24 protein-coding genes are annotated in these 24,216 nt (G+C 59.0%); 8 read left to right on the plus strand and 16 right to left on the minus strand.

What is annotated here, in order from left to right; translation table 11 throughout:
* Positions 1 to 15: 15 nt before the first annotated feature.
* Positions 16 to 798: a hydroxypyruvate isomerase gene (gene hyi, locus ACWKV9_RS15855; RefSeq protein ID WP_483837068.1), complete on the minus strand. Its 783-nt coding sequence runs from the start codon at positions 796 to 798 to the stop codon at positions 16 to 18.
* 23 nt (positions 799 to 821) lie between these two features.
* Positions 822 to 2,597 carry a glyoxylate carboligase gene (gcl, locus tag ACWKV9_RS15860; protein ID WP_483837069.1) on the minus strand — a complete coding sequence of 592 codons (1,776 nt, stop codon included), beginning with the start codon at positions 2,595 to 2,597 and terminating at the stop codon, positions 822 to 824.
* Between the two features lie 107 nt (positions 2,598 to 2,704).
* Between gcl and ACWKV9_RS15865 the strand changes: the two genes are divergently transcribed.
* Positions 2,705 to 3,607, plus strand: coding sequence for a LysR family transcriptional regulator (locus ACWKV9_RS15865; RefSeq protein ID WP_483837070.1), 903 nt, complete (start codon positions 2,705 to 2,707; stop codon positions 3,605 to 3,607).
* Positions 3,608 to 3,814: 207 nt separating this feature from the next.
* Here ACWKV9_RS15865 and ACWKV9_RS15870 read toward each other — a convergent pair whose 3' ends face one another.
* Together ACWKV9_RS15870 and ACWKV9_RS15875 are read right to left on the minus strand one after the other, a co-directional pair.
* Positions 3,815 to 4,579, minus strand: coding sequence for a 2-keto-4-pentenoate hydratase (locus ACWKV9_RS15870; protein ID WP_483837071.1), 765 nt, complete (start codon positions 4,577 to 4,579; stop codon positions 3,815 to 3,817).
* Positions 4,580 to 4,784: 205 nt separating this feature from the next.
* The gene (locus ACWKV9_RS15875; RefSeq protein WP_483837072.1) at positions 4,785 to 5,060 is read right to left on the minus strand and encodes a DUF2790 domain-containing protein; all 276 of its coding nucleotides are present in this window, start codon (positions 5,058 to 5,060) and stop codon (positions 4,785 to 4,787) included.
* A gap of 255 nt (positions 5,061 to 5,315) precedes the next feature.
* On the opposite strand from ACWKV9_RS15875, the gene ACWKV9_RS15880 reads away from it, so the two are divergent.
* Positions 5,316 to 6,086, plus strand: coding sequence for an alpha/beta hydrolase (locus ACWKV9_RS15880; protein WP_483837073.1), 771 nt, complete (start codon positions 5,316 to 5,318; stop codon positions 6,084 to 6,086).
* A gap of 207 nt (positions 6,087 to 6,293) precedes the next feature.
* Here ACWKV9_RS15880 and ACWKV9_RS15885 read toward each other — a convergent pair whose 3' ends face one another.
* Both ACWKV9_RS15885 and ACWKV9_RS15890 read right to left on the minus strand, forming a co-directional pair.
* A complete protein-coding gene (locus ACWKV9_RS15885; RefSeq protein WP_483837074.1) occupies positions 6,294 to 6,923 on the minus strand; it encodes a glutathione S-transferase family protein in 630 nt (209 codons plus the stop codon).
* Positions 6,924 to 7,007: 84 nt separating this feature from the next.
* A complete protein-coding gene (locus ACWKV9_RS15890) occupies positions 7,008 to 7,931 on the minus strand; it encodes a LysR family transcriptional regulator (protein ID WP_483837075.1) in 924 nt (307 codons plus the stop codon).
* 289 nt (positions 7,932 to 8,220) lie between these two features.
* Between ACWKV9_RS15890 and ACWKV9_RS15895 the strand changes: the two genes are divergently transcribed.
* Positions 8,221 to 9,453, plus strand: a complete 1,233-nt coding sequence (locus ACWKV9_RS15895) for an MFS transporter (protein WP_483837076.1) — start codon at positions 8,221 to 8,223, stop codon at positions 9,451 to 9,453.
* Positions 9,454 to 9,603: 150 nt separating this feature from the next.
* Complete coding sequence (locus ACWKV9_RS15900) at positions 9,604 to 10,890, plus strand: sensor histidine kinase (protein WP_483837077.1); 1,287 nt, start codon at positions 9,604 to 9,606, stop codon at positions 10,888 to 10,890.
* Positions 10,891 to 10,912: 22 nt separating this feature from the next.
* On the opposite strand, the gene ACWKV9_RS15905 is transcribed toward ACWKV9_RS15900, so the two are convergent.
* From ACWKV9_RS15905 to ACWKV9_RS15915, 3 genes are all read right to left on the minus strand, one after another.
* The gene (locus ACWKV9_RS15905; RefSeq protein ID WP_483837078.1) at positions 10,913 to 11,731 is read right to left on the minus strand and encodes a phosphatase PAP2 family protein; all 819 of its coding nucleotides are present in this window, start codon (positions 11,729 to 11,731) and stop codon (positions 10,913 to 10,915) included.
* A gap of 48 nt (positions 11,732 to 11,779) precedes the next feature.
* Positions 11,780 to 12,466 carry a lipopolysaccharide core heptose(II)-phosphate phosphatase PmrG gene (pmrG, locus tag ACWKV9_RS15910; RefSeq protein WP_483837079.1) on the minus strand — a complete coding sequence of 229 codons (687 nt, stop codon included), beginning with the start codon at positions 12,464 to 12,466 and terminating at the stop codon, positions 11,780 to 11,782.
* A 640-nt stretch (positions 12,467 to 13,106) separates the two neighbouring features.
* Complete coding sequence (locus ACWKV9_RS15915; RefSeq protein WP_483837080.1) at positions 13,107 to 14,102, minus strand: aldo/keto reductase; 996 nt, start codon at positions 14,100 to 14,102, stop codon at positions 13,107 to 13,109.
* A gap of 159 nt (positions 14,103 to 14,261) precedes the next feature.
* Between ACWKV9_RS15915 and ACWKV9_RS15920 the strand changes: the two genes are divergently transcribed.
* The 3 genes from ACWKV9_RS15920 to ACWKV9_RS15930 all read left to right on the plus strand — a co-directional run bounded on the left by ACWKV9_RS15920 (position 14,262) and on the right by ACWKV9_RS15930 (position 15,609).
* Positions 14,262 to 14,654: a tautomerase family protein gene (locus ACWKV9_RS15920; RefSeq protein WP_483837081.1), complete on the plus strand. Its 393-nt coding sequence runs from the start codon at positions 14,262 to 14,264 to the stop codon at positions 14,652 to 14,654.
* A gap of 201 nt (positions 14,655 to 14,855) precedes the next feature.
* Positions 14,856 to 15,413 carry an ATP-dependent Clp protease proteolytic subunit gene (locus ACWKV9_RS15925; protein ID WP_483837082.1) on the plus strand — a complete coding sequence of 186 codons (558 nt, stop codon included), beginning with the start codon at positions 14,856 to 14,858 and terminating at the stop codon, positions 15,411 to 15,413.
* A gap of 43 nt (positions 15,414 to 15,456) precedes the next feature.
* A complete protein-coding gene (locus tag ACWKV9_RS15930; RefSeq protein ID WP_483837083.1) occupies positions 15,457 to 15,609 on the plus strand; it encodes a hypothetical protein in 153 nt (50 codons plus the stop codon).
* A gap of 39 nt (positions 15,610 to 15,648) precedes the next feature.
* On the opposite strand, the gene ACWKV9_RS15935 is transcribed toward ACWKV9_RS15930, so the two are convergent.
* The 7 genes from ACWKV9_RS15935 to ACWKV9_RS15965 form a co-directional block, all read right to left on the minus strand.
* Positions 15,649 to 15,858 (minus strand): KGG domain-containing protein, encoded by a 210-nt coding sequence (locus ACWKV9_RS15935; protein WP_483837084.1) that lies wholly within the window; start codon positions 15,856 to 15,858, stop codon positions 15,649 to 15,651.
* Positions 15,859 to 16,027: 169 nt separating this feature from the next.
* Positions 16,028 to 16,819 carry an amino acid ABC transporter ATP-binding protein gene (locus ACWKV9_RS15940; protein ID WP_483837085.1) on the minus strand — a complete coding sequence of 264 codons (792 nt, stop codon included), beginning with the start codon at positions 16,817 to 16,819 and terminating at the stop codon, positions 16,028 to 16,030.
* Positions 16,812 to 17,462: an ectoine/hydroxyectoine ABC transporter permease subunit EhuD gene (gene ehuD, locus ACWKV9_RS15945; protein WP_483837086.1), complete on the minus strand. Its 651-nt coding sequence runs from the start codon at positions 17,460 to 17,462 to the stop codon at positions 16,812 to 16,814. The genes ACWKV9_RS15940 and ehuD overlap by 8 nt, the downstream gene beginning before the upstream one ends.
* The gene (gene ehuC / locus ACWKV9_RS15950) at positions 17,459 to 18,139 is read right to left on the minus strand and encodes an ectoine/hydroxyectoine ABC transporter permease subunit EhuC (RefSeq protein WP_483837087.1); all 681 of its coding nucleotides are present in this window, start codon (positions 18,137 to 18,139) and stop codon (positions 17,459 to 17,461) included. The genes ehuD and ehuC overlap by 4 nt, the downstream gene beginning before the upstream one ends.
* 105 nt (positions 18,140 to 18,244) lie before the next feature.
* Positions 18,245 to 19,117 carry an ectoine/hydroxyectoine ABC transporter substrate-binding protein EhuB gene (gene ehuB, locus ACWKV9_RS15955; RefSeq protein ID WP_483837088.1) on the minus strand — a complete coding sequence of 291 codons (873 nt, stop codon included), beginning with the start codon at positions 19,115 to 19,117 and terminating at the stop codon, positions 18,245 to 18,247.
* Between the two features lie 67 nt (positions 19,118 to 19,184).
* Positions 19,185 to 20,159 carry an aliphatic sulfonate ABC transporter substrate-binding protein gene (locus tag ACWKV9_RS15960; protein ID WP_483837089.1) on the minus strand — a complete coding sequence of 325 codons (975 nt, stop codon included), beginning with the start codon at positions 20,157 to 20,159 and terminating at the stop codon, positions 19,185 to 19,187.
* 243 nt (positions 20,160 to 20,402) lie between these two features.
* The gene (locus ACWKV9_RS15965) at positions 20,403 to 22,778 is read right to left on the minus strand and encodes a hybrid sensor histidine kinase/response regulator (RefSeq protein WP_483837119.1); all 2,376 of its coding nucleotides are present in this window, start codon (positions 22,776 to 22,778) and stop codon (positions 20,403 to 20,405) included.
* Between the two features lie 365 nt (positions 22,779 to 23,143).
* Here ACWKV9_RS15965 and ACWKV9_RS15970 point away from each other — a divergent pair, with 365 nt between their 5' ends.
* Positions 23,144 to 24,208 carry a LacI family DNA-binding transcriptional regulator gene (locus ACWKV9_RS15970; protein WP_483837090.1) on the plus strand — a complete coding sequence of 355 codons (1,065 nt, stop codon included), beginning with the start codon at positions 23,144 to 23,146 and terminating at the stop codon, positions 24,206 to 24,208.
* Positions 24,209 to 24,216 lie beyond the last annotated feature (8 nt).

Raw genomic sequence — 24,216 nt, forward strand, 5'->3', positions numbered from 1 at the left:
ACAACAGCTACCCCTTCAGATTAAATTGTGGCTCTTCAGCCACCCCAGCCCTGCCTCGGTCGTCGTCAGAGGTTTGTATTCGCAGCCGATCCAGCCCTGGTAACCCAACCGATCCAAATGCCCGAACAGGAACGAGTAATTGATCTCCCCGGTCCCCGGCTCATGCCGCCCAGGGTTGTCCGCCAACTGCACATGACGAATCGCCGGCAAATGTTTTTCCATGGTCCGGGCCAGGTCGCCCTCCATGATTTGCATGTGGTAGATGTCGTATTGCAGCGACAGATTGCGGCTGCCGACTTTCTCGCGAATGGCCAGTGCCTGCTGGGTCGTGGTCAGGTAAAAGCCAGGGATGTCGAGGGTATTGATCATCTCCATCACCAGATCGATGCCTTCTGCTTCCAGCTTCTCAGCGGCGTATTTCAGGTTATCGACGAAAGTTTTCTCGATCACCGCCTCATCGACGCCCTGAGGACGAATCCCCGCCAGGCAATTGATCTGCGTGTTGCCCAGCACCTTGGCGTAGGCGATGGCCAGATCGACGCCGCCGCGAAACTCCTCCACGCGATCAGGATGGCAAGCGATCCCGCGCTCGCCTTTGCCCCAGTCACCGGCAGGCAGATTGAACAGCACCTGAGTCAGCCCGTTTGCCTCAAGTTCGGCCTTGATCTGCGCCGAGCTGAAGTCGTAGGGAAACAGATACTCAACACCGCTGAAGCCTGCATTGGACGCCGCTTCAAAGCGCTGCAGAAAATCCAGTTCAGTGAACAGCATCGACAGGTTGGCGCATAAACGTGGCATGGCGGACTCCTTGAACGTTTCAGTCAGTTCATCAGGCTGAGAGCAGTAGGGGCGTCAGCGCGGGTTTCGGCCAGCGCCTCGAATTCGTTGATGGCGTTGATCTCGGTGCCCATGGCGATATTCGTCACGCGCTCAAGAATGATCTCGACCACCACCGGCACCCGGTGCTGTTGCATCAGGCTGGTGGCTTCGGCGAACGCAGCCTGAATGTGCGCAGGATCAGTCACGCGAATCGCCTTGCAACCCAGGCCTTCGGCGACCGCGATATGGTCCACGCCATAGCCTTCCAGCTCGGGCGAATTGATGTTGTCGAAGCCCAGCTGCACGCAGAAATCGATGTCGAAGTTGCGCTGCGCCTGGCGGATCAACCCCAGATACGAGTTGTTCACCACCACGTGGATGTACGGCAGCTTGAATTGCGCGCCAACGGCCAATTCTTCGATCATGAACTGGAAGTCATAGTCGCCGGACAGCGCCACCACCTTGCGGCTCGGGTCAGCTTTCGCAACGCCCAGCGCTGCCGGAATGGTCCAGCCCAATGGCCCGGCCTGACCGCAGTTTATCCAGTGCCGCGGCTTGTAGACGTGCAGAAATTGCGCGCCAGCGATCTGCGACAGACCGATGGTGCTGATGTAGCAGGTGTCCTTGCCGAAGTACTGATTCATCTCTTCGTACACGCGCTGCGGCTTGACCGGAATGTTCTCGAAATGGGTCTTGCGCTGCATCGTGCGCTTGCGTTCCTGACAGCTGTTGAGCCAGGCGCTACGGTCTTTGAGCTTGCCTGCGGTGTGCCATTCGCGAGCGACTTCCAGCAGCATGTTCAGCGCTGCTCCCGCGTCCGAAACAATGCCCAGATCCGGCATCAGCACGCGACCGATCTGCGTGGGCTCGATATCGATATGGATGAATTTGCGGCCTTCGCTGTACACCGAAACGGTCCCGGTATGACGGTTGGCCCAGCGGTTGCCGATGCCCAGCACCATGTCCGATTCCAGCATCGTCGCGTTGCCGTAGCGATGGGACGTCTGCAAACCGACCATGCCGGCCATTTGCGGGTGATCGTCAGGGATTGTGCCCCAGCCCATGAGCGTCGGGATCACCGGAATGCCAGTCAGCTCGGCGAACTCCACCAGCGCGTCAGAAGCATCGGCATTGATCACGCCGCCGCCTGAAACAATCAGCGGGCGCTCGGCGGCGTTGAGCATCGCCAGGGCTTTTTCGATCTGGTTACGGCTGGCTTGCGGCTTGACCACTGGCAGCGGCTCGTAGGCATCGATGTCGAATTCGATTTCGGCCATCTGCACGTCGAACGGCAGATCGATCAATACCGGGCCGGGGCGGCCACTGCGCATCAATTGGAAGGCCTTCTGGAACACGTACGGCACCTGGCCCGGTTCCATAACCGTCGTTGCCCATTTGGCAACTGGCGCCGCGATGGCGGCGATGTCCACCGCCTGGAAATCTTCTTTGTGCATCCGCGCACGGGGCGCTTGCCCGGTGATGCACAGGATCGGGATCGAATCAGCCGACGCCGAGTACAGTCCGGTGATCATGTCCGTCCCGGCAGGGCCCGAAGTGCCGATGCACACGCCGATGTTGCCAGCCACGGCGCGGGTATAACCCTCGGCCATGTGGGATGCGCCCTCAACGTGGCGCGCCAGTACGTGATCGACGCCGCCCAGCTTCTTAAACGCAGCATAAAGAGGGTTGATGGCAGCGCCGGGGATACCGAAAGCGGTATCGACCCCTTCGCGGCGCATCACCAGAACGGCAGCTTCGATGGCTCTCATGAGGGTCATTTGGTAGTCTCCTGATTCGTTATTTTTTGTATGTCAGCAGACTGAATCGAAAGCTATCTCAAGTGAATAGCAGTTTTTATCCTTTCTATCGGTATCAGGAGTATCGAATGGACCGCTACACAGAGCTGCGCAGTTATGTGCTGGTGGCGACCCGTGGCAGTTTTGCCGCTGCCGCGTTGGTCGAAGGCGTGACGCCGGTGATCATGGGTCGGCGTCTGAGCGCGCTGGAAGAGCGGCTAGGCGTGAAGCTGATTCACCGCTCCACCCGAGGCCTGACATTGACCGATCTGGGCGAGTCGTACCTTGAGAACGCGCGGGCCGTGTTGCACTCGTTCGAGGAGCTGGACGCCAGCATCAGTGAGAATGAAAGCAGCGTGCGCGGGCACTTGGTGATTTCAGCGCCGGCGGGTTTCGGGCGGCATCACGTCGCGCCCCATGCACCGGAATTTCAGGCACGGTTTCCGGATTTGCAGCTGTCGTTCAACCTGACCGATAACGTGGTCGATCTGGTGCAGGAGGGCTACGACATGAGCATCCGCATTGGCGAAGTGCTCGACCCCAATTATGTGGCGATCAAGCTGTACGCCAACAAGCGCGTGGTCTGTGGGGCGCCGTCTTACTTTGCCGAGCACGGCTTTCCGATGACCCTGGAAGATCTGGCCGAGCACAATTGCCTGTCGTTCAACTTGCAGGGCGGACAGCACCGGGGCTGGACCTTTCAGCGCGACGGCAAACAGGTGGCGATCAAGGTTGGCGGCAATTTGTACTGCAACGACGGCGAGCTGTTATTCGATTGGGCCAAACGCGGTCTGGGCCTGAGCTGGCGGTCATGGTGGGAGATTCAAAGCGAAGTGCAAAACGGCGCGTTGGTGACTGTTCTGGACGATTTCGCGCTGCCCAGTTACGACATCCAGGCGGTATACCCGCAGCAGCATTATTTGCCGGCGAAAGTGCGGTTCTTCATCGCGTTTTTGAAAGAGGTCTACAACCGGCCGGGGTATTGGACCTGACACAGTCCGTGGGTCGACACAATCTTTGCAGCCTTCGGCGGCTCCTGCACGGGTATGCGTTTAGCTGCAGATCTGACGCCGAACGTTGTAGGAGCGCGCTTGCCCGCGAATTGCGGTGGGTCAGCCATGATTTTCGTCGCTGACACTCCGCCATTCGCGGGCAAGCGCGCTCCTACAGGGGTCCAGTCGTCATGTAGAGGTCAGCGCTCAAACGAATTCGAATGAAATCGGCGGCAGTCCGCGAATCTCACCAAGCGCCAGGCCCGGGCCTTTGGTCAGGTACATGCCGGTGTAGGAACCGGTGGTGATGATGATTTCCGGAGTCAGGGTCTTGCCCTGTGAGGTGTAGTGATTGACCAGCCACGGCAACAATCGCCGTGGATCGCCCGCCGGGTTTGCGCCGTCGCCGGGCACGATGTCTTCGTCGGCATAGGTGAAGGTCAATGCTGGTTCGACGAAGGGGAAATCTGCGTCGTAATCGATGAAATCACCGACGATCAACGCGCCGTGGTTAAGCAGATCACCCAGAGCCAGCAGTGGTTCGATCTTCGGCCAGGCACTGAAGCGGCTGGACACCACTTCGATAGTGGTGCCCATGGAACCGATGCTGCTCAGCACTTCTTCGTCGGTATAAGGCTGCTCGCGCGGGGCGAAGTCGCGGCTCAGGCGAAAGGCGATTTCCAGTTCCAGAATCGGTGATGGGTATTCGACGTACTCCAGCTGACTGCCGCTGGCGAACAAACCATCGTCTGGCAACAACGAACCCTGAATCGGTCCGGTCGGGGATTTAGAGCCGACTTTCCATCCGCCAATCGGCGTGTCACGCAGTTGCAGGATCTGCTGTTGTAACGCGTAAGCACCGGCTGCATCGGCAGGCACGTATTCGGGGCGGATCTCGGTGATCTTCTGACCCTGACGCATGGCGTCGACGATTAGCTCGGCGACTTTCACTTGGTGAGAGGTTTGGTTCACTCGGGACTTCCTTCAGTCAATTGATGGAAACGCGGCAGGGACATGGCCCGGTCAACGATTGCCGGGCGATCGTGCTGCGAGGCCGTGGTCATTGATCACTTGATGATCGCGGCTATCGGAGCATGCACCGCTGCGCCGTTCGCCGCCACCCCGAAAGGCAATAAGGCGACCCTGATCAAGCTGAATGTGAAAGTCCCGCCAACGTTCAACCGTTCTGGCAACCGTCACCCAGGCGGGTGTATTGCAGGTTGTGCGTCACGCCCTTGCTGTCGACGTAAACCATGTGTGCCACGACCGGCCCACAGGTGCTCGCTACATTGGCTTCACTGCTCAGGCGCACGACTTTGGCGATGTCCAGGTCCTCGCTGTAGTCATATTGTTCAGACTGCACGCTGGTTTGGGGCGCAGTCGAAGGGAGGGTATCGGCGGCCGCAGCCATGACGCTGAACAGGGACAATGCGGCAAAGACGATAGCTTTCATGACAGGCTCCAGACGCGCGTGGAAGAAATGAGCAACCGTCGAGAGGGCTGCTGATGGCTGTCATGTTATGCAGCTGGCGCGCGGGGCAGAAATGCTGAGCGTCAATACAGGACATCATGTTCAGTGATGCTTTGATGGGCGCCTCAAAACTCTTTTTGACTGGGACGGAATAAACCTGCGCGGCGCGCGTCTGGCTTGGGATGACTGATTGGACAGCTTGTTTGTCCAGCCCAACTCCAAACCGAGGTTTGAACCATGAAAACACTAAACGTCCGCTCACTCTTTGCTGCGGTTGCTCTTGCAGTGGCCGCCATCGGCAGTGCCCATGCTGCCCCCGCGCCGGTCCACAATATCGTGCTGGTACACGGGGCTTTCGTGAACAGCGCAGGCTGGAAACCGGTTTACGACACTCTGGTGAAAGACGGCTATCACGTCTCCGTCGCCTCCCACCCGCTGACCTCGTTCAACGACGATGTGACCGCTGTCAAACGCATCCTGGCGATGCAGGACGGTCAGACGATTCTGGTGGGGCACAGTTATGGCGGCGCGGTGATCTCCAATGCCGGCGAAGATGCCCATGTGGCTGGCCTGGTCTACATCGCCGCCCACGCGCTGGATGTCGGGGAAACCGAAGCGGCCAATGGCAAGCTGTACCCCAACGCCACCAAAGCGGTGAAGAAAACCGACGACGGTTTCCTGTATCTCGATCCCGCATTCTACCCGGCTGACTTTGCCGCCGATTTACCCAAGGCCCAGGCCGAATTCGAAGCCAACAGCCAGTCGCTGACCGCAGCCTCCGTGTTCACGACTCCGGCCACCGTTGCTGCGTGGAAAACCAAGCCGAGCTGGTACGCCGTCGCCCAGGCGGACCGCATCATCAATCCGGACCTTGAACGCATGTACGCCAAACGCGCCAACAGCCACACCATCGAAGTGGCTGGCGCGAGCCACGCCGTCTACGAATCCCACCCCAAAGAAGTCGCTGCGCTGATCGAACAAGCGGCGCAGCATGCGCTGGATAAATGAGGGGGCGGCTTTAAGCCACAAGCGGTGAGCGGTTTCTTGCTACTGCATCTTTCTGGAGACGCATCACCCTGTAGGAGCGAACTTGTTCGCGAAGGCGATGTACCAGGCGGCATAAATGCGCTGGATTCACCGGCCTCTTCGCGAACAGGTTCGCTCCCACGGGTTTTTTGTTTGGCCGGGAATGTGGGGTGGACACCTGTCAGCGCCTCAGGCCGTCACCAATCCCGCCACTGACTTGCCCATCGGCACGAAACCGCTGAGGCCTTCCCCGCGTTCGAGCCAGGCTCGGACGTTGGGGTAGGCATCCAGCGAGACGTTACCTTCCGGCGCGTGCGCTACGTAGGCGTAGTTGGCGATGTCGGCGACGGTCGCCGCTTCCCCAGCCAGCCATTGACGCTGGCTCAGTTCATGCTCGATCACCTTAAGAAATTGATGGCCGTGGGCAATGACCTCCTGCGGGTTGTAAGGGGCGCCGAATACCGTCACCAGACGCGCACGACACAGCCCATACGCCACCGGCCCAGCCGCCGCAGACAACCAGCGTTGCACCTGCGCAGCACCTATTGCGTCGTCCGGTAACCACTGCGCGCCGTCATATTGCTTGATGAGATAGATGAGAATCGCATTGGAATCGGCAAGCACCAGACCGTTGTCGTCGATCACCGGAACCTGGCTGAAGGCATTCATCGCCAGAAATGGCGCTCTCTTATGCTCACCAGCAGCCAGATCGACTTCGATGATTTCGTATTCAAGCCCCAGAACACTCATCATCAGCTGGACGCGATGGCAGTGGCCGGACAGTGGGGCGCGGTAGAATTTGATTGGCTGGCGGGTCATCAGGAGGGCTCCGTTAAGCGATGGGGCTGGCAAGTGTGGCGCCATTGTGTTGATTGCGCCGCTTGCAGAGAACCACCAGAAGCGTCAACCCACCGTTTCAGTTTTTGTAATGCTCGCGTCAAGGTCAGCGCGCAACTGCGTCACGCAAAAATCCACGAACGAGCGCACTTTCGACGAGCCTTTGCGACCTTGGGCATACACCACATGCACCGGCAACGTCGGCAGCTCAAAATCTTCCAGCACTACGCGCAAGCGACCGGCGTTGAGGTGCGCGCGAATTTGATACGACGGCACTTGGGTCAGTCCCCAGCCGTCCAGGGTGGCGTGGATTGCGGCGGTGAAAGAGGTCAGCGACAGGCGCGACTGGACGTTCACTGACTGACGTCGGCCCTCGATGTTGAAGGTCCAGTCGCTACTGCGCTCGGCCATCATTGCGCTGATGGTGCTGCGGTCGATCAGCTCGTGGGGGTGTTGCGGGCTACCGTGTTTAGCCAGGTACTCAGGGGAGGCACACACCATTCGCCGCACGCTGCCGACGTGGATCGCGGTCAGCGAGGAATCCGGCAGGTGGCCGATACGGATGGCTACATCGATACCTTCGTCGAGCAACGGTGCAACGCGGTCCGTCAGCAGCCCGCGAATCTCCACATCCGGGTGCAGGGACAGGTATTGCGCCAGCACCGGTGTCACATGCAAATCGCCGAACACCTGAGGCGCAGTGATCGTCAGCAGCCCACGAGGGCTGGCGTGAATCCCGGCGGCGGAACTCTCTGCATCGTTCAAATCAGCCAGTAAACGCCGGCAATCAGCGGCAAAGCGCAGGCCCGATTCGGTCAGGCGCAATTGCCGGGTGGTGCGCACCACTAGCAGCGTACCCAGCCGTTGCTCAAGCTGGGCGACAGCGCGGGTGACGGTGGCAGTGGACACCACAAAATGCCGGGCCACCGCCGCAAAACTCGCGTGCTCGGCCACTGCCACGAAAATGGTCATTTCCTGAATACGATCCACAGGGCGTCCGATGTGCAGAGGAACAGATGACGAGTCTGCGGCAAATGTCGGCGGCGGAGAAGGGCATGTTTACTGTGGGCACAAAACCTGTGGGAGCGAACCTGTTCGCGAAGACTTTTCACCAGGCGCCAGATAGCCGCTGAATGTCCTGCCTCGCCAACAAGTTGGCTCCTACAGAGGATGCCAGGCTTGCATTCCTGTGTGGAATCCAGCGCATAAAAAACATGAATTTTATTTATCCAGACCGAACCACTACCGTGAGGGCTCTACTCATTCCCGTGGACCACAAATGTCCTCTTCCGCTCAAGCCATTACCGAACTGCACTGGAAGCGCAATCTGGTGGTCTGCGTTTTTGGCGCGTTCACCACGATCGTAGCCATGACCCTGTTATTGCCGTTCCTGCCGCTGTACGTAGAGCATCTAGGCGTCAGCGATCAGGCGGCCATCGTGCAGTGGTCCGGCGTGGCGTTTGGCGCGACGTTTTTTTCCGCCGCTCTGACCGCGCCGTTATGGGGCCGGCTGGGCGATCGGTACGGGCGCAAACTGATGCTGATCCGCGCCAGCCTTGGCATGGCCATTGCGATGTCGTTGATTGGTCTTGCCGAAAACATCTGGCAACTGGTGGGATTGCGCCTGCTGGCAGGCCTGCTCGGCGGCTATGCGTCGGGTGCGACCATTCTGGTGGCGACGCAAACCCCCAAGGACCGCACTGGATGGGCGCTTGGCATGCTGTCCTCAGGGATCATGGCGGGCAACCTCGCAGGGCCGTTGATTGGCGGGTTTCTGCCGCCGCTGATCGGCATCCGCAATACGTTCTTCCTCGCCGGTGGCGTTATTTTCGTTACCTTCCTTGCCACGCTGTTTCTGATGAAAGAAGCGCCAAGGGCGAAACGCGCCACCGGTGAAAAACATCCTGCGGTCATTCGCCCATGGCAGGTCATCAGCGACAAGGCGCCGGTGATCACCATGCTGGTGGTGGCATGCCTGGTGATGTTCTCGATCATGTCTATCGAGCCGATCATCACCGTTTACCTCACTCAACTGCACACCGAGAACGTCACGCTCATGGCCGGATTGGTGATGTCGGCCACGGCATTGGCGAGCATCCTTTCAGCCTCACGCGTCGGTAAACTGGCGGACCGAATCGGGCACTGGAGGGTCGTCATGTTCTGTCTGGCGGCGGCCGCCGTGACCTTGATCCCTCAGGCGTTCGTGAGCAATGCGTGGCAGTTGGTCGGCCTGCGCTTTGTGATGGGCATTGCCTTGGGTGGGCTGCTGCCCTGCATTGCCGCGATCATCCGCCATGCCGTGCCCGATAGCGTCGCCGGACGCATGCTCGGCTACTCCACGTCGAGCCAGTACCTCGGTCAGGTGCTGGGGCCGTTGACGGGCGGTTATCTGGGCGGGCATTACGGCATGCCGGTGGTGTTCATCGTCACTTGCGTACTGATGTCCGGTTGCGCAGCGCTGATGTTGATGCTGCGGCCCGATATCCGCGCTCTCAAAGTTCGTGCCCGGTAACACCAAACACGCAGTTTTTTGACAAAACCATGACATGCGAGCCCGGATAATCCGCCTTCGCGACCGACACCTGCCTGCCCGTGACCATCACGGGTAGCCCTCAGGGTGCATTGTGATCGTCGAGACGTATTGGCTTTTGCACGGAAATCCATGGACATCAAACACAGCTTGAAGCAACGCATCGTTATTGTTTTCGCGCTCATGAGTACCGTGGTCGCGGGGGTATTCGCCGTCGGCATCATCGCCACGGTGCATGTGGTCGAAAAGAAGCTCGCCACCATCAGCCTAGGCGGCAACCTGCACCGTTTGCTGGTGATGGACAACATGAGCGACTGGCGCCATCGCCCTGAAAAGGATGAGCTTTTTTATGCCCAGGACGGGCGCGATGACCTTGCGATGACCGACGATCTCAACGGCCTGACCCCCGGCTTCCAGGAGTTCTCCCGCGGCAAGAAAGCCTATTACGCGTTCGTGCAAACCATCGGCGACCGCCGCTACGTGCTGCTGCGCGACCAGCGCAAGTTCGAGAAGCGTGAGCGGATTCTGTTCGGCATCGTGCTGATCGGGTTCGTCCTGAGCGTGTTGCTGGCGGTGCTGCTGGGACGTCTGCTGGCGTCCCGGGTCATGGCGCCGGTTTCGCGGCTGGCTGGACAGGTACGCCACCGCGATCAACTCCTGGAAATGGCGCCGACCCTGGCCAACGATTACGCCAAAGATGAGGTCGGGGCGCTGGCAGTGTCTTTTGACGAAACCTTGGGTCGGCTGCGCGGAACCCTGGGGCGCGAAAAACTGTTCACCAGTGATGTCAGTCACGAGCTGCGCACGCCGTTGATGGTCCTGGCCTCATCGTGTGAGTTGTTGCTGGAGTATCCGGGGCTGGACGAACGCTCTCGCCAGCAAGTGATCCGCATCAACAACGCTACGCTTGGCATGAAACAGTTGGTCGAGACGTTCCTGCTACTGGCGCGCACCGAGGGTCGGCATTCCCAGGAAGGCCGTCAGGCGACAGTGCAGCAGGTTGCCCAGGAGTTGATCGATCTGTGGCAGGAGCCCATCAAGGAGAAAGGCCTCAGGTTCGAGTACATGGCGGGCCAGCATTCCGATCATTTGTACAACGGCACGCTGCTGCGCTCGGTGATGGGCAATTTGCTGCGCAACGCCTGGCATTACACGGACGAGGGGTTCATTCGACTGACGCTGACCGCCGAAGGTTTTACCGTTGAAGACAGCGGGATCGGCATTCCGGAAGAGAAGCGCGAGGCCATGTTCCAGCCGTTTGTCAGGGGCGATGAGCAGCGCGGGGAAGGGCTGGGACTTGGGTTGTCGCTGGTGCAGCGTATCTGCGCGAATCAGCAGTGGAGCGTGACGCTCACCAGCCGGGAGCCAGCCGGATGCTGTTTTAACGTCAGGCTCGAGCCGGCGTGCGGATCGGTTTGAAGCCGATCCGCGCCTCAGTCACCTACCCGGCGGCCGGAACAGCGGCGGCCTTGGGTGCTGCCGCGTAATAAGGGTCCAGTCTCGCACGACCATAGAACGCCATTGCGGTACCGAACGACGACAGCCAGACGATGACCCCCGCCCACGGCGTATGAGACATGAAGTGCCAGCCCTGGAATATGCGAGTAGTGCCGAAGATCACGCCCAGCATCACCGTGAAGGCCAGCAGTTTTCTGGCGTGTCGCCAGCGGTAACGCAACGCGACGAAGTACAGCACCATCATCGTGAAGCCCCCCGAGGCATGGCCACCCGGCCAGCAACGACCTTTACCGGCTTCGTGCAGGAGCGTGAAGTTTTCAAACCATTCTGTCTTCGCTTCCACGCCGCCGTAGAGCGTGGTTTCCACCGGGCAGAACACACTGGTGTGGCTCTTGAAGTAGTGGATGAACCCCGTGTTGATCGCAAAGGCCACCACGACAAACAGCAAGTCACGACGATGGTGCGCAGCGAATTTCAGTATCGGCGCGACGCGAATCCGCTCCAGCCAGGCGATCAATCCGCCATGTTTGTCTGCCCGAATCAGCGGCCAGATAAACGACAGCAATGCGCCAATGATCGCCGCTTCCCCGGTCCAGTTGGGGATGATCCGCGCCCAGCGATGGGTGATGTTTTCAAAGATTTTGTTATGCCCCAACACGAACTCATGGGTTGTGCTGTTGTAAAGCGCATCGCTGATCAGTATGTCCAGGCGGGTCAGATCAAACGTCAGGAACAGGCCCAAAGCGATTAACAGCGGTACCCCGAGGTTGATCAGGTAAAAGCGATTGCGGGTGTCATTCACGTTTCTGTTCCCGTGCAGGGTTTGGCTTGAGGTGATATGCGAGCGGCGTTACGGACGGGCAGCGACCACTTTGCTCCAGCTTCGCGCATTGACGATGCCGAGCACCTGGGCCGATTGGTCCTTGGGGTTGACGGACACAATCAGTGACGCGCCGTAATCCAGCGAGTCGGGGCTGGCGACATTCAGTGATTTCTCCAGCTGCGCGATGCACTCGCTGTGGGTCACCAGAATCAGATTGCGATGATCGAGTTTGTGCTTGAGGACGTCATCGAGCATGGTTTTTCGGCAATTGATCAGCCAGTCCTGGGCGGGAGTAGTGCGGTTGAAGATCGCCTGCGCAGTCTGTTCGGTGCGGCGCAGCGGGCTGTTGTAGAGATCGATGTTGCTCAGATCCATCCCGCGTATCGATGCGCCCAGCGCGGTCGCCACGTCGCTGCCTTTGCGGGTGATGCCGTCGGCCTGAGCCAGGCAGGGGTTGGTCGAATGATCACAGCGCTCGACATGGCGCATGACCACCACCAGGTCCCCTCGTTGCCAACCCGCATAAAACCCCGAACTCTTCAAATGGTTGCCCTGCGCAAGGTCCACAGGCGGCGCAGGCTTTCGTAACGTGTACGTGACACCTGCAAGCGTCATCGCCAGAAGGCAGGCCATCAGCAGCGCGTATCGGTACGCAGCCATGGCGTTGAATAACGCAGGAAGTCTGGTTGAGCGGTGTATCAGCGTCGGGCCCATGGGGGTTCAGGTCCAGTTGTGGAGGGGGTGCGGCGAATCGACCCATGACACGGCTGTCTGGAATCGTAATTAACGCCACAGGCGGCGTAGATCAGGGCGCAAGCTTAGGAGGGGGATCGTGAATGGCGAGTGAAGGGCATGTGAAAAGGGTTTTCACATACGACGGGTCTGACGCTGAACATCGGGGGGCGCGCGCTGTGTTCTATTGCTGGGGGAGAGAGCTTGCTCGCGATGAGTTGGGCCAGACACATATTCGTTGCCTGAGACACTGCCATCGCGGGCAAGCGCGCTCCTACAAATGCCTCAATTGCGCCGATCGCCTGTGGGAGGGAGCTTGCTCGCGACGAATTGGGTTAGGCACATATTCGTTGCCTGAAACACTGCCATCGCGGGCAAGCGCGCTCCTACAAATGCCTCAATTGCGCCGATCGCCTGTGGGAGGGAGCTTGCTCGCGATGACTTGGGTCAGGCACACATTCGTTGACTGAGACACCGCCATGGCGGGCAAGCGCGCTCCTACAAATGCCTCAATTGCCCCGATCGCCTGTAGGAGCGAACTTGTTCGCGAGGCGGTGCATCAGGTTCACGTGACGGACGCCTCGCCAACAACTTGGCTCCTACAGAAATCCGCGGTGTGGCATCAATCCTTGAACGGCAATGGCGCCTGCGCCGCGATGAAGCCTTGATCACGCATGGCCTGCCAGAACCCGTCCGGCACCGACGCATTCAGCGCTTGCACATCTTCAATGATCCGCGAAGGACGACTGGCGCCCGGAATCACCGCAGCCACCAGGGGGTTGGCCAAGACGAATTGCAGAGCAGCCGACTTAATATCGACCTGATATTGACGGGCGATTTCCTGGATGTGCGCCACCTTGTCGAGCATCGCCTGAGACGCTTCCTGATACTCGAAATGCTTGCCGCCCACTAACACGCCGGAACTGTACGGACCACCCACCACGAACTCGGCATTGGCCTCTTTGGCCTTCGCGAACAGCCGTTGCAGCGGTTGATCGTGATCGAGCAGGGTGTAACGGCCGGCCAACAGGAATCCGTCAGGCTGGGCTTCGGTCAGGTCCAGGGTCAGTTCGCAGGGCTCAACACGGTTCACGCCCAGCCCCCACGCCTTGATCACGCCTTGCTCCTTGAGCGAGGCCAGGGTTCGGAATGCGCCCTTGCGCGCGATGTTGAAATGCTCGATCCACTCATCGCCATGGGCATCCTGCGCAACGTCGTGGACGAAAACGATGTCCAGACGGTCAGTGCCCAGACGCATGAGGCTGCTTTCAATGGAACGCATGGTCGCGTCGGCCGAATAATCGGTGACGATCTTGTTGGTCAAGCCGTGGCTGAACGGACCGCTGCGCGCGCCGCTGTCCAGTTCATCGGAGATCAATCGGCCGACCTTGGTGCTGACGGTGTATTCATCGCGGTTGTGTTGTTTGAGTGCTACGCCCAAACGCTGTTCGGACAGGCCGGCGCCGTAAACCGGAGCGGTGTCGAAATAACGAATCCCTTGATCCCAGGCAGCCTGGACCGTCGCCAGGGCTTCTTCTTCGCTGATGTCGCGAAACATATTGCCCAGCGGAGCAGCGCCAAAGCCGAGGCGGCCGATGATTTTGTCTTTCAGACTCATGGGGCGTTTCCTGTAGGAAGAGAGAGGGGAATTCGAATGCAGCAGTGTGTAAGTGATCCTGTGCAAACGGAGGAGTTCGATGGCAGCAGCGATTCCACTTGATGACTTCAATAATTGAGCCTAGGGTTAACAGCCCCTCCACTGCAAGGAATTTTTCCAATGCCACTCGCCCGCATCGACCTTGCCGCCGATACTCCAGCGGCCCACATCACGGCCATCAGCGAGGTCGTGTACGACGCCATGCGCAGCACCGCCAGTGTCCCCGACCACGATAAATTTCAGATCATCAACCGCCATGCCAGTGACGAATTGGTATTTCCAGCGCAGGGGTATCTGGGCGTTTCCTACACACCGGGGATCGTATTCATTCAGATCACCTGGAACGCCGGACGCAGCATCGAGGTGAAGAAAGCGTTCTATAAGTCGGTCGCCGAAGGCATTCAGGAACGCACCGGCATCAGCAAACAGGACGTTTGGATCAACCTGATTGACGTCAAGCGCGAAGACTGGTCATTCGGCAACGGTGACATGCAGTACGCGCCGCAGGAATAATGTCCGGATATCGCATGACCTGTAGGAGCGAACTTGTTCGCGAAGCTTTGCAATTGACGAAACCCGTCAAGGGTCTCGCCAACAAGTTGGCTCCTACAGAATGGCAGGTGTGCAGCCTCGATCACGGCACTTAACTACACTCATCGGATCGAACACAGACAACACCCATCCAGGCCGAAGGTTGTAAGAAGGAGCCGCTAGATGGCTGAGCACATCATTCATTTCCACTGCCAGATCGATCAGGCGACCACCGAGCATTTCCGTGATCGCTGCCTCCAGGCCCTGGGGCAGGGCGCGACGTCTTTGCTGCTGAACCTGTCCACCACCGGCGGCAGTACCAATTTCGGCTTCACGGTCTACACCTTTTTGAAATCACTGACCGTGCCGATCAGGGCGGTCAATGCCGGCAATATCGAGTCCATGGGTATTGTCATGTACTTGGCCGCAGCAGAACGCATCGCCAGCCCGCACTCTCGATTTCTGATTCATCCGATGAACTGGTACTTCAATCAAAGTTCGGTGGATCATTCCAGACTTCGCGAATACCTGAGCAGCCTGGATAACGACCTTCAGCGCTATGTCAGCATCTTCCTCAACGAAACCCAGGGCGCGGCAGAACCGCTGGACATTGCCAACTGTCTATCGGCAGAGGAAAAGGTGATTCGCGCGGAAGATTCAATTGTCTGCGGCATTGCCCACAGTGTGTCGCAAGTGGTGTTTCCGGAAGGTGCGATACATTGGACTGTTAGCGGCGGCTAAACACGATGGCTAATTAAAGCGATTATTAAAGAGGACAAAACTCATGTTGCCCAAAGATGCCCCAGCACACGTGGACGAAGACGAAGAATTGATCGAGGCAGAACCTGATGGCAGTGAAGATCCGGGTTCTCAACTGGATCGCGACGCGACCGTACCGTTGTTTGATCCCGATCAAAAGACCAAGACCGATCAATAGTTGAACGAGGGCACCAGCCCTCGTTCACTCCTTCAGGGGTCAGGACTTCCGGTTGCCGCCGCCACCCGACGAGCCGCCTTTTTTACCGGTGTCTTTACCGGCATCGGACTTATTGGCGTCGGTCGCTTTTTGCTTATCGTTGGCGAAGTTTCCGCCGCCCGAACCCTGTCCGCCTTTTTTACCTGCTTCTGACGCCTTTTGGCGGTCATTGGCGAAATTGCCTGGGTTCGAATTTCCGGTGTTAGCCATGATTACGTACCTCTTGTTATTGATAGAGCGAGACATCGCCTCGCACAGTATGTGATTGGCGATTGGGCGGGGCGTTTAACTCATTGTCGATGTCTCGGACGAATGGAACAGCGGTCGCCCAACGTTGACCAACCACCCACCGTTCATCTGCGTTTTCCGTCCCCTCTTGTCAGCGTTGCTCCACCAGATTGAGAAAACGCCGAGTGCGGTCGTTGTCGGGGTTGACCAGAATCCGTTGGGGCGAGCCGTCCGCGACAATCCGCCCGCCTTCCATGAACAGCACCCGATCGGCAATGTCCTGGGCGAACTTCATTTCGTGGGTCACCAGCAGCATGGTCATCTGCTGGGCGTGGGCGATAGAGCGAATCACCGCCAGCACTTCACCCACCAGTTCCGGGTCCAGCGCTGAAGTCACTTCATCGAACAGCATCACCTGCGGACGCATCGCCAGAGCACGGGCAATCGCCACGCGCTGCTGTTGGCCGCCCGACAGTTGTCCGGGATAGGCATCGGCTTTGTGGCTCAAGCCAACCATTTGCAGATACTCCTCGGCGCGCGCCAGCGCTTCTTCACGGCTGAGCTTGAGCACGCGAAACGGCGCTTCGGTGATGTTTTCCTGCACGGTCAAGTGCGGGAACAGGTTGAACTGCTGAAACACCATGCCGACGCGATGCACCACAGGCGCTTTTTTCGATCCGGGCCAACGCCAGCCCGGTTGTTTGTTGGGCACTGGCGCACCGGCCACTTCGATGCTGCCGCTCTGATAGGTTTCCAGGCCTTTGATCAAGCGCAGTACCGTGGATTTGCCAGAGCCGCTGGGGCCGATCAGTGCGACTTTCTGGCCCTGCGGAATGCTCAGGTCCAGATGATCGATGACCCGCGTGCTGCCGAAGTTTTTCACCACTTGCTTGAGGATGATTTGCGGCGGTGCATCGGGAAGCGTGTGTGCAAGATCAGACATGACTGCGCCTTTCGAAATATTTGAACAGCAAGGACGTCGGGATACTGATCGCCAGGAACATCAGGGCCATGACCGTGTACGGCTCGTTGTAGCGATAGGTCATGCCGGCAATCTGCTTGGCGGCCTGGAACAGCTCGGGGATGGTAATCACTGCCAGCAGCGGGGTTTCCTTGAACATGCCGATCAGGTAATTGCCCAGGATCGGCAGCATCGGCTTCAACGCCTGGGGCAGAACGATGCGTTGCCAGGTTGTCGCAGTATCGAAATCCAGCGCTTTGGCGGCTTCCCACTGACCGGCGGGTACGCCTTCGATGGCGCCGCGATAGGCTTCGGCAATGTAGGCCCCGTAATACAAACCCAGACCGATTACGCCGGTGGAAATCGCCGGCAGGGTGATGCCCGCCAACGGGAAAGCGAAAAACAGCACGTACAACTGCACCATCAGCGGCGTGTGTCGAAAGAAGCTCAGATACCCTGTGCTCAAGCGGCGAATAAAGCCGACTTTCGAGCGTTGGGCGATAGCCAGCACCAGCCCGAGCACCACGGCCAGTACAAAGCCCAGGATCACCACCTGCAACGTGACCAACAGGCCCTGAAACAGCTCCGGAATAATCGACCAGGCGAATGCGTAATCGAAATTCATGACGCCGCTCCCTGACGCCATGCCGTCACCCGCTGTTCATAGCGCTTGACCAGCCAGCTCAACGGCCAGGCCATGACGAAATAGCACACCAGCACGATGCTCCAGATCAGCGTTTGCTGGCCCAGCGTGGTGATCAGTTGCCCACCGGAAAACGTCAGGTCGCTCAAGGTGATCAACGAAACCAGTGACGTGGTTTTCAGCAGCTCGACCAGTTGGTTGCCCATGGGCGGCAGCATGAAGGGCAGGGCTTGCGGCAGGATGATGCGGCGAAAGGCTGTGATCGAGTCGAAGTCCAGCGCCCGAAGCGCATCACGCTGGCCGCGGCTGACGTTGGTCAACGCCGAACGCACGATCTCCGAACCATAGGCCGAAAAGGTCAGGCCCAGGCCGAGGATGCCAGTGGTCATGGGCGACAGGCTGATGCCGAACAGCGGCAGGATGAAAAACAGATAAAACAGCAGCACCAAGGCCGAGATGCCGCGCAGGATTTCAACGTAAACCGTGGCGATCCAGCGCAGCGCCCGCCATGGCGACAGGCGCATCAGGGCGATGACGAATGACATCACCACCACCGCAATTTGCGCAAAGAATGTGATTTGCAGCGTTACCAGCGCGCCATTGGCCAACTGACGCGCGATGAAACCTGCCGTTTCCACGGCATTTGGATCGATCAACATGGCCGTACTCGTATGGGGTGGGGCCCGTTATTTGCTCAGGGTTTTCTAACCTGCGCCTCGTCAGTCCATGACGTCGCGCGCAGGCCCAAGGCTCAGCAGTGCGGCTTAACGGTTGCAGCGTTGCTCGGCGGTCACGTCGGCAGGCGGCAGTTCGTTTTCGGTGTAGCCGTATTTCTGCAGGATCTTCAGCAGCTCACCAGACGCGCGCAACTTGGCCAGTTGTTCGTTGAATGCCAGAGTGAATTCCGGGTCGTTTTTCGGCAGGCCGTAGGCGTGGTAATTCCAGGTCGGCTTGCCTTCGGCATCGGGGATCTGATCGAACGGCAGTGCGCGTTCAATGGCCGGGCTGTTGGCTTTTTTGACCAGACTGATGATCTCGGCGTCCGGGAAATACACCACGTCAACACGACCGGCTTGCAGGGCAGCCAGCGCTTCGGTGTCCTTGTCGAACAGCACCACGTTGGCAGTGGCGATGCCGCTGTCCTTGGCTTCCTGCACCTGATTGCTACCCGGTTGCGTGGCAAGGCGCGCTTTGCCGTTGGTGGCGACATCCTTGAGGCTGTGCAGCTTGAGCGGGTTACCGGCTTTGACGATAAACGCACCACCGGAGCGCGTGACCGGGTTGGAATAACCAATCACTTTGCAGCGCGCGGGGTTGATGAACAGGCCAGCACCGATCAGATCGAAACGACCAGCCGCGAGGCCCGGGACCAATGAGCCGAATTCGGTGATTGGGGTTTCGATTTTGCTGATACCCAGATTGCCGAGAATGGCCTGCAGGATTTCTACGTTGGCCCCCACGGTTTTGCCGTCAGTGCCAATGTAGGCATAGGGCTGCTCGTTGGCGATGCCGGCGGTCAGACCTTGAGTACGGCCTTTTTCCAGCAAGCCTGCGGAGGCGGACAAGCTGAACAATGCGTTCAACAGCACAGCGGAGCCCAGGACTGCGGGCAGTGACAACGTTTTAAGACCTTTCATTCAGAATGCTCAAGGGTGGAATAAACGGCGTCGCGCGCAGGGGATTTGATGCGTGCAACGGTTGGCTTTACGGCTTCCAGATGTCGACGTCCTTGGCATCCACTGCCTTGGGCAGCAGGCCGGCAGCAAAAAACGCATCCGCGATTTTCTGTTGCTCGCCCAACTGACCAGCGTTTACGGCTTGTACCTGATAGCTACGGTGCGCGTTGGCGGCTTCGACGGTGGCGACATCAAGGTTGCCCCACAACGGGCCCAGTACCTGAGCGGCGTCACGGGGGTTGCTCTTGATCCAGCTGCCGGCTTGTTGCAGTTGCGCGAAAACCCGCTTGAGCACCTCCGGGTGCGCCTTGGCGTAGGGGGTGCTGGTCAGGTAGTAGCGTTTGTAACTAGCAAGGCCTGTGCCGTCGGCCAGGGTGCGGGTCGGCAGTTGACGCTGAACGCTGGTAAGGAAGGGTTCCCAAGTGACCCAGGCGTCCACCTTGTTGTTTTCGAACGCTGCACGACCATCGGCGGGCGTCAGGTAGGCGGGCTGAATGTCCGAAAACGCCAGACCGGCTTTGTTCAGCGCCGCAATCAGCAGGTAGTGCGTACCGGCGGCTTTGGTCACGGCAATTTTCTTGCCCTTCAAGTCCGACAGTTGCTGGATTGGCGAGTCTTCACGGACCACGATGGCCTGCGCGCTGGGTGACGGGGCTTCTTCGGCGAAGTAGGTCAGTTTCGCCTGGGCTGCCTGGGCAAAAATGGGAACGGTGTCGGCAACGTCAGCGCTGATGTCGACGTTGCCAATGTTCAACGCTTCCAGCAACGGCAGGCCACTGGGGAATTCATGCCAGGACACGTCAATGCCCTCATCTCCCAGTGTCTTTTCCAGAGTGTCTTGGGCTTTGAGCAGGGTGATGAGGGTCGAGGACTTTTGATAGCCGATGCGCACCGTTTCACGAGCCTCGGCAGGCAGCATGACCGCACAGGTCAACGCCACGAAAAGCCCCGCGAGCAAGGGGCGGCGAAAGAAAGTGCTGGCGCTACGAAGAAAATAGGGCATGGCAGACTCGTGATCGGAAGAAGGCTGGCGGACGCCAATTACCAATCATAGAGTTCTAAAAAATAATATTTAAATACCTTATGGTTATGAGCTTATGCCTTCGTTTTATATTTGTGTGCGTTGGCCAGGGCGTAACCCTTTAGGAGCGAACTCGTTCGCGAGACGCCCGATCTGAGGCGCCGCTCACATCGTCTCGCCAACACGTTGGCTCCTACAGCAAAACAGTTCGCGAAGGGCAATGAATCACTGCCCCCCATCCCTGACGACACGCTGCAGCAACGCCGACAACGCGTCGGTGGAATAAGGTTTTTGCAGCACGTCGAAGCGTCGGGTCTGCTCCTGATCCAGGTGGGCGTATTCATCGTTGTAGCCCGAGGTCAGCACTACCGGCAGCCACGGATAACGCGCCTGTATCTCACCGAACAGCTCGATGCCACTCATGCCCGGCATAGAGATATCCGAAAAGACCACCTGAAAGCTTTCCGGGTGTTTGGCCAGTGCATCCAGTGCCGCTTGCCCGTTTGCCACCCACAGCACTTGAAACCCCAGTTGCTCAAGGGTTTGCGAGGTATAGACGCCGATGTCGTGGTTGTCTTCCACCATGAGCACGCACAGTTCCAGGTCGATAGCCGAGTGCGATTCCGACGCCTGCTCACCGATCTCGCTGCCCGGCACTGCACTGGGCAGATACAAGGTAAAGGTGGTGCCTTGGCCAAATTCGCTTTCGACGACAATCTCGCCGCCTGACTGCTTGGCGAATCCGTACACCTGGGACAACCCAAGCCCTGTGCCCTGACCGATGCCTTTGGTGGTGTAGAACGGCTCGAAGATGAACCCCAGTTTTTCCGGCGGTATGCCGGAGCCCGTGTCACTCAAAGCCACCGTGACATAGCTGCCGACCCGCACTGGATGGGAGCGCACCGACGGCAGCTGCTGCGCAGTTGCCACGACAATCGACAGATTGCCTTCTCCCTCCATGGCATCTCGGGCATTGACGATCATATTCACCAGCGCAGTATCGAACTGGCTGCCGTCGGCATGGATGAAGCAGGGCTTGTCAGGCAGTGTGATCGTGACCGTGATTCGCGAGCCCGTCAGGCTGTCCATCATCTCGCCCACTCGCACAACGCTGTCTCCGGCGTTGAACACTTCAGGATGCAAGGCCTGACGTCGCGCGAACGTCAACAGTTGACCGGTTAACCGCGCCGCGCGGTCGACAGTGGTGGAGATCGCATCAACGTACTTCACCCGACGCGGTTCGGGCAGAGCAGGGTGTTTCAACAGATCCGCGCATGACTTGATCACCGTCAGCAGATTATTGAAGTCATGGGCGACGCCCCCGGTCAGTTGACCGATGGCCTCCAGCTTCTGGGACTGGCGAAGTGCGTCTTCGGACTGTTGCAGCGCTTGCTTTGCCTGTTCCTCTTCCTGAATGTCGCGACCCACCGCGTGAATGAAATCGTTGTCCGGCACGGCCGTCCAGGCAATCATCCGATAACTGCCGTCCGCATGCCGATAGCGATTCTTGAACCCGGTGAACACCTGACCCCGGCTCATCTTGTCGGCCGCAGCGGTGGTCTGGGCCAGATCATCCGGGTGCACCAATGCTAAAAACGGCGTGCCGACCAGATTCTCTTCGGCGTACCCCAGCACTTGGCCCCAGGCCGGATTCACCGCAAAAATATTGCCATCGAAGTGGGCGACCAGCATGAGGTCAGCGGACAACCGCCACATGCGGTCCCGATCCTGGGTGCGTTCCAGCACGCGTTGCTCAAGTGAGTCATTGAGTGCCCGCAGCGCGTCTTCGGCCTCGCGCAGGCTGGTCATGTCCCGGGACACGCACAAAATCTTTTCCGGTTTGCCGTCCTTGCCGAAGATTGGACTCACCTGAACGTGCCACCACTTCCAGTTGCCGGCCAGGGTCTGAGCGGCGCCCATGAAACTGGCGCTCTGGCCGTTCTTGGCGGCGAGCACGGCGGCTTTGGCGTCTTGATTGCCCTGGTCCTGCCAGAAATCCGGCCACGGACAACCGCGAATGGCGTTGAAATCGCTGACTTCCATGATGCGCTGGCCGCCCTCGCTCATGAACGTCAGTTTGGCGTCCAGATCCAGCACCTTGATGCAGTCGTTGATGCTGGCGAGGACTCGCTCAGTGAACGCCTCGCTTTCACCCAGTCGGACTTCAGCGCGGATTTGCTCGGTGGTCTCGTCGATCTGACAAAACAGGCCGCAGACCACACCGGTTTCACTGTAGAGCGGGCTGAACGACAGCGACCACCAGGTGTTTTCGCTCAGGCCGTTGCGGCTGATGGTCAGAAACTGGTTCTTGATTCGAGTGCTATCGCCGGCCAGTGCTTTTTCGGCGTACGGAGACATTTCTTCCCACGCGCTGCCCAGCACCGAGCGGACCGGGCGGCCCAGTGCTTTGTCGGGGATACCCGGCAAAACGGCGTGAAAGGCGTCGTTGAAAAACAGTAACTGCTCGGGGCCCCACACCAGATAAACGCTCTCGGCGGAGTTGAGCATCATGCTCATCGAGGCCAGAAGGCCGGGGGACCAACTGCTGCGCGGGCCGATGCTGGAGGACGACCAGTCGGTGTCTCGAAGCAAGCGCCCCATGTTGCCGCCGCCGACGGGAAGATCGAAAGAATCACTCATAACAGGCCGCCACTTTTATCTCTGCCATTCAAACTGCTGTTCCGCCATCTGGAGTTGCCATCGTGTCTTGACCACGGGATCGCCGACAGTCATGCCGGTGCAGCTTGCTTCTTCAAGCTCAGACCGTGGCAGGTGGCATTTGAGCGTTTTTGCTCAGCGTATTTTTGCGCTTGCGCAGGTTTGTCCCGGTGGCCTGAACAATCTGTTCGAATGCCCGGCACTGCATTTACCATCCGCGTCCCGAGCAATCGGTTTAGGCCGGGGGCCGCAACGCTGATAGCATCGGCACTTTGTACATGCCTCAACCGTTGGGAACCTATAAAAAGATGGCGGGAAAAGCTCCAGGCACTCAGCACCGACTGGCCGGCGGTATCACATTGAGCGACGTAGCGCGCCTGGCGGGCGTGGCACCGATGACCGTTTCGCGCTGCCTCAATCAGCCAGAAACCGTGCGCGAAGAAACACGCCTCAAAGTGCAGCGCGCCATCGACCAGACAGGCTACGTGCCCAACCGACTGGCCGGGGCGCTGGCGTCCAGCCGCAGCCGCTTGGTGGCGGTGGTGTTGCCGATGGTCACCAACCCGATTTTTTCCGACACGTTCCAGGCCATCAACGACCGTCTGACCAAGGCCGGCTACCAGGTGTTGTTAGGCGTTTCGGGCTATCAGACCGAGCACGAACAAGAGCTGCTCGAAGTCATCCTCAGTCGCCGTCCCGACGGCATCATCCTCACCGGTACGCTGCACACACCGGCCAGCCGTCATCGTCTGCGCGCTTCAAAAGTGCCGGTGGTAGAAACCTGGGACTTGAGCCGCGAACCCATCGACATGCTGGTAGGGTTCTCCCACGAACAGGTCGGCCGGGACGTGGCGCATCATCTGCTGGGCAAGGGCTATCGGGATTTCGCGTTGCTGGCGGTCAACGACCCCCGAGGTTTGCGCCGCGCCGAGAGTTTCATCAAAACCCTGGCAGAGCAGGGCATCGCTGATGTGCCGCAGCAGGTGTACGAAGGCCTGCCAACCCTGGCCCACGGGCGCGAAGGTTTAACTGCGCTTTTTGATCGGGCGCAGCAGCCGGCGGCCAAACCGCTGATGATCGTCTGTACCTCCGACACCATCGCCCACGGCGTGCTGACTGAAGCCGCTGCTCGAGGCATCAAGGTGCCGCAGGACATCGCCGTGATGGGTTTTGGCGACATGAATTTTGCTGCCCACACCTTTCCGTCGCTTTCCACCGTGCGAATCGATGGTCAGCAGATGGGCGACAGCGCGGCATTGATGCTGCTTGAACGGTTAAAGGGTGAGCAATGCGCGATCACCATCCAAGACATCGGATTTAGTCTTATAGAACGGGAAAGTACTGCGCGGGTTTCTGGAGACGAATCACCGTAGGGCCTCGC

Source organism: Pseudomonas corni (assembly GCF_057128765.1).